The organism is Nonomuraea sp. NPDC005692, assembly GCF_040631115.1.
GTDB lineage: Bacteria > Actinomycetota > Actinomycetes > Streptosporangiales > Streptosporangiaceae > Nonomuraea.
Genome location: NZ_JBEXYU010000075.1, coordinates 1 through 4,612 on the forward strand (window position 1 = coordinate 1; position 4,612 = coordinate 4,612).

Genomic DNA, 4,612 nt, shown 5'->3' on the forward strand with positions numbered 1-4,612 from the left:
GGGCGGCGCCCAGGAGCCGGCCGTCGGCGACGATGCCGACGCCGGTCTCGTCGCAGGAGGTCTCGATGCCCAGGACGATCGCCATGCCACCCCTTTATCACAAGTAATTTGCAACTACGAATAGTAGGCAATAATGATGGCGGCCGTCCTGCGGACTGGAGATGAACGATGCGAACGGCAGAGGTCAAACGGCCCTTGGTCGATGGGCGTGCCCGGCCCGTGCGGCCCCTGCTCCGAGCTGTACTACGACCGCGGCGCCGCCTACGGCAGGGAAGGCGGGCCGGAGGTCGACGAGGACCGGTACCTGGAGTTCTGGAACCTGGTCTTCATGCAGTACGAGCGCGGCCCAGGATCCGGCAAGGAGGATCACCCGATCCTGGGCGAGCTGCCCTCGCGCAACATCGACACCGGCATGGGCCTGGAACGCATGGTGCGGCCCACCAGTCGTGGGCGTGGGTTCGCTGATTTCTTCGTCGTTGGCTTGCGGGCGTGGGTTTTAGCGGTGGTCAGGCCGGTGGCGGTGTAGACGTCGTGGCGTGGGGCGGGTTGGTTGTTGCGTCGCCCGGGGGCCGTCCCGGTCCTGGCCGGGACGGTTTCGGTGCCTGGGCCGGATTGAGCGTCTTGGCGCGCAGGTGCCGAAACCCTCGACGAACGCGAGCAGGCGATGGACGCTGCGGGGATGCAGGCTCCTCCCAAGGACGGCGTAGGTCGGCGGCCAGGCCGGCCCGGACCTGTTCCCTGCTGCCGCCGGATGGCTTATGCTCCCGGCAGTCACCGTATTTCGTCTCGGGGTTAACCAGTACAGGGCCAACGACGACGACATGATTCACCACGAACTTCCTCAGCATCTTGTTCATCTCGGGATCAGCGAGCGAGCGGCCCTGGCCTACACGACACTGCTGAAGACGGGTCCCATCAGCGTGGAGGCGGTCGCCGACGAGCTGCTGTGGGACGTCGCCGACGCCCAGGAGTCGGCCGAGCAACTGGTCAAGCTGGGCCTGGCCGCAGGTTCCGGCGTCGTCGGGGCCACGCTCACCCCGACCGAGCCTGCCATCGCGCTCCAGCGGCTGGTCCATGAGCGGGCCGCGGAACTGCAGGAGGCGCAGATCGTCGCGTCCAACGCCTACTTCACCTACCGCCGCACCGTCCATCCGCAGGCCACTGAGGACCTGGTGGAGGTGGTCACCGGGCCGCAGATCATCGAGCGGATCCACGCCATCGAAGGGGCCGCGGAGTCGCAGGTGCTGCGCTTCGACTCGCCGCCGTACCACACCCACGGAGAGCCGAACGAGGAGGAGATTCGCAACCTGGACAGGAACGTCGAGTACCGCGTCGTGTACTCCAGGTCGGCGGTGCAGAACTCCGACTACTACGCCTGCAACATCAGTCCCTGCATCGCCTCTGGCGAGCAGGCCAGGGTACTGCCGACGGTGCCGGTGAAGCTGACGGTGTTCGACCGGCGGGTGGCGTTCGTGTCGATGTCGTTCGTCGAGGCCGAGATCAACGACTCGATGCTCATCGTACGCCCTTCCAGCCTGCTGTCGGCGCTCATCGGGCTGTTCGAGACATCCTGGCGGTCGGCGTTCCCGATGCATCTGGGAGAGCAGGAGCCGCCGGCGCTCAAGCAACTCCAGCGGCAGATACTGAAGCTGCTGGCGACCGGCATCACCGACGAGAACATCGCCGAGTTGCTGGGCATCAGCCGCCGCACGCTGTCCAGGCACTTGGAGCAGCTCACCTACAGCGCGGGCGCGACCACCCGTTTCCAGCTCGCGCTGTACGCCTCACGCAAGGGGTGGATCTAGCCGTTCGGTCCCCCGCGAAGGATGGCTTCTTCGCGGTAGCCGACCTCTGTGGTCAGGACGTCCAGCCGAGCGCGGCGGGTGAGTCGGCGTCGGCGAGCAGCTTGCGGGGGGTGCCCGAGCCGTCGGCCGGGACCTGCCACACGTCGGCCCGGTCCCGGCCGCGCGAGAGGGCGTAGGCCACGGTGTGGTCGTCCAGCCAGGCTGCCTGGTCGTCCACGCTGCGGGTCTCGGCCAGCGGGGTTTCGCGCAGGGTCGCCAGGTCCAGGATCGACAGCCGCCAGCCTCGGCCGGGGTCGCCGCCGACCGCCGACTTGAAGGCCAGCCTGGTGCCGTCGGGTGACAGCGAGGGGCATTCGACGTTCTCCATGAGGGTCCGCAGCTTCCTGGTCGTGAGGTCTCCCTCGACCAGGTAGCGGTGTCCCGCGGTGGACATGGTGGCGTAGAAGCGCCGGTCGTCGCGGGTGAACGTGACGCCCCAGAAGTTCAGGTCGGCGGCCTCGTACGGTTTCCCGCCGAGGGTGACCGTCCAGTCCTCCAGGGTCGGCACGAGCTCCTGCGTGCGGGTGTCGAGCATGCCCACCCGGGTGGAGAATCGGCCGCCGTTGTAGGAGTCGCCGGTGACGAACACCGTCCAGGTGACCCAGCGGCCGCTGAGCGAGACGCGCGCCCGGTTCGGCACGCCGACCAGCGGGATGGCCCGCCGTTCGGTGAGATCGGCGTCCAGGACGACGAGCTGGTAGGTCGTCAGGTCGCCGTCCAGCCGCAGGCACAGGCCGGTGCCGGCGGCGGCGTAGAAGCGGGCGCAGGACAGCGGTGACACCGTCGGCGAGCGGCCGGGGTCCGTCACGGGCACGGAGATCAGGCGCCCGCGCTCGCCCGGCCGGGTGCTGAGCGCCAGCAGCCGGGCGGCGGGCGCGAGCGACACCGGCCCGCCGGACCGACCGGCGGCCTCGCCTTCCCGGCTGCCGGCGGTGGTGACGGTCAGAACGGCGGCGCCGGCCAGCGCCACCGCGCCGGCCAGCGTGAGCGCGATCCGGGCCCTCATGCGGTGGCCCCCGCGGAGACGTGCCTGCCGAGCAGGACGAAGGTCGCCACGATTGCGGCGACCACCATGACGGCCGCGACCCTGGTCGCCACCTCCGGGCCCCACAGCGACCAGCCCAGTCCGAACGCCGCCGACGATACGAAGTAGGCGAGCGCCTGCGCGGTCTGCACCAGCGCGATTCCGGTGGTGCGCATCCGCCGCGGCAGTACGGCTCCGGCCAGCGCGATGAGCAGGCCGTCGGTGGCGGCGTAGAAGGCGCCGTACAGGCCGACGGTCAGGACGACGGCCGCGGTCCCGGCCAGCGGACCGAACAGCAGCAGGTAGACCACCAGCAGCGCGCCGTACCCGGCCAGGACGACGGGGAGGCGGCCACGGCGGTCGGCGAGAGCGCCCAGTGGGGCGGCGAGCAGCAGGTAGGTGAGGTTCGTCCCGACGGCGATCAGCGGGAACCAGCCGGTGCCGAAGCCCTGGCCGCGCATCAGCATCAGGTACACGAAACCGTCGCCGATGGTGGCCAGCCCGAGCACGCACGCCGCTCCCAGCAGCCGCCGCACAGCGGGCATCCGCAGGAGGCCGGCGGCGGCACGCGGCGAGACGGTGCGCGCGGGGAGGCGGGAGGGTTCGCGGTGGTCCCGTACGAAGGTGACCAGGATCAGCAACCCGATTCCCGCCACACAGAAGCTGGTGATGAAGAGCGCGTCGAACCCGGCCGCCGCCGTGCCGGTCAGCGACAGCACCCCGAGCGCGGCCAGCGGCCCGGCGAAGGCGCCCATGCTGTCCATCGCCCGATGCACGCCGAACGCCCGCCCCAGCTGGGGCTCCGGGGTGGACAGGGTGATCAGCGCGTCACGGGGGGCGGTGCGCAGGCCCTTGCCGCACCGGTCGGCGACGATGGCTGCGCCGATCATCGGCATCGAGCTTCCCGCCACCAGCAAGCCCAGCTTGGCAAACGCGGAGGCAGCGTAGCCGAGCCCGGCCACCGCCTTGCGCCGGCTGGTCCTGTCGGCCGCGTAGCCGCCGGCCAGCCGGAGCAGCGCGGTGGCGCCGGTGTAGAGGCCGTCCATCAGGCCGTACGCCGCCGGGCTCAGGTGCAGGGTGAGGATGAAGTACAGCGGCAGCACGGCGGTGACCATCTCCGCGGAGATGTCGGTCACCAGGCTGACCGCGCCGAGGGCGAACACGTTGACGGCGAGGCGGCGCCCGCCGCCCGTCAGACGTCCGGTCCGCAGGCCGATGGTGGACAGGTACATGTTTCCTCCCGCGCAGAACCGGCGGAACGCCGGTGACCGGGGCCCTCATGAGGCTGCCCGGCCACCGGCCGTCGGGGGTGTCAGTCGGTGGTGACGGTGAGGTCGTCCACCTGGGCCTCGAAGAGGCTGGGGGTGCCGGCGTCGGTGGCCTCCACCAGCAGCCGGACGGATCTGCCCGCGAACGCCGACAGGTCGGCGGTGCCCTGGCGCCAGGCGGCGTCCACCTCGGCCGCCTTACCGGTCTGCTGGAACACCGTGGTCAGCGTCGTGCCGTCGACCACCCGGACCCGCAGGAAGTCGTCGGTGCCGGAGTTGTCACCGTTGGCCACGTTGAAGGACAGACGCAACGTCGCGCTCTTTCCCGCCGGCAGCGCGATCTCCGGTGAACGAGCCGAGGTCAGACCGCCGTCCAGATCGTTGTCACCGTAGGCCGAACCCGCCGTAGCCCCCGTCACCAGGCAGTCGCTGCCCGACGGCGTCGTCCCCAACTGCTTGACGCCGTTGCTGTGAGT

Annotated in this window: 4 protein-coding genes and 1 pseudogene; 2 read left to right on the plus strand and 3 right to left on the minus strand. The window is 70.4% G+C overall.

What is annotated here, in order from left to right; genetic code table 11:
* Window positions 1-160: 160 nt before the first annotated feature.
* Together ABZ459_RS52610 and ABZ459_RS52615 are read left to right on the plus strand one after the other, a co-directional pair.
* Window positions 161-430: pseudogene (locus tag ABZ459_RS52610) on the plus strand (alanine--tRNA ligase-related protein); the annotation flags it as partial.
* A 391-nt stretch (window positions 431-821) separates the two neighbouring features.
* Window positions 822-1,805 carry a helix-turn-helix transcriptional regulator gene (locus ABZ459_RS52615; RefSeq protein WP_357989065.1) on the plus strand — a complete coding sequence of 328 codons (984 nt, stop codon included), beginning with the start codon at window positions 822-824 and terminating at the stop codon, window positions 1,803-1,805.
* Window positions 1,806-1,857: 52 nt separating this feature from the next.
* Here ABZ459_RS52615 and ABZ459_RS52620 read toward each other — a convergent pair whose 3' ends face one another.
* The 3 genes from ABZ459_RS52620 to ABZ459_RS52630 all read right to left on the minus strand — a co-directional run.
* Complete coding sequence (locus tag ABZ459_RS52620) at window positions 1,858-2,850, minus strand: hypothetical protein (protein WP_357989067.1); 993 nt, start codon at window positions 2,848-2,850, stop codon at window positions 1,858-1,860.
* Entirely contained in the window at window positions 2,847-4,100 is a 1,254-nt protein-coding gene (locus tag ABZ459_RS52625) for an MFS transporter (RefSeq protein ID WP_357989069.1), read from the minus strand. Before ABZ459_RS52625 ends, ABZ459_RS52620 begins: the two co-directional genes overlap by 4 nt.
* An 80-nt stretch (window positions 4,101-4,180) precedes the next feature.
* A partial coding sequence (locus ABZ459_RS52630; RefSeq protein ID WP_357989071.1) for a choice-of-anchor J domain-containing protein occupies window positions 4,181-4,612 on the minus strand: 432 nt, incomplete at its 5' end.

What these genes read in the sequence shown, in the direction of transcription:
- ABZ459_RS52615 (WP_357989065.1), top strand. Translation starts at nt 822, where the DNA reads ATGATTCACCACGAACTTCCTCAGCATCTTGTTCATCTCGGGATCAGC.
- ABZ459_RS52620 (WP_357989067.1), bottom strand. Translation starts at nt 2,850, where the DNA reads ATGAGGGCCCGGATCGCGCTCACGCTGGCCGGCGCGGTGGCGCTGGCC.
- ABZ459_RS52625 (WP_357989069.1), bottom strand. Translation starts at nt 4,100, where the DNA reads ATGTACCTGTCCACCATCGGCCTGCGGACCGGACGTCTGACGGGCGGC.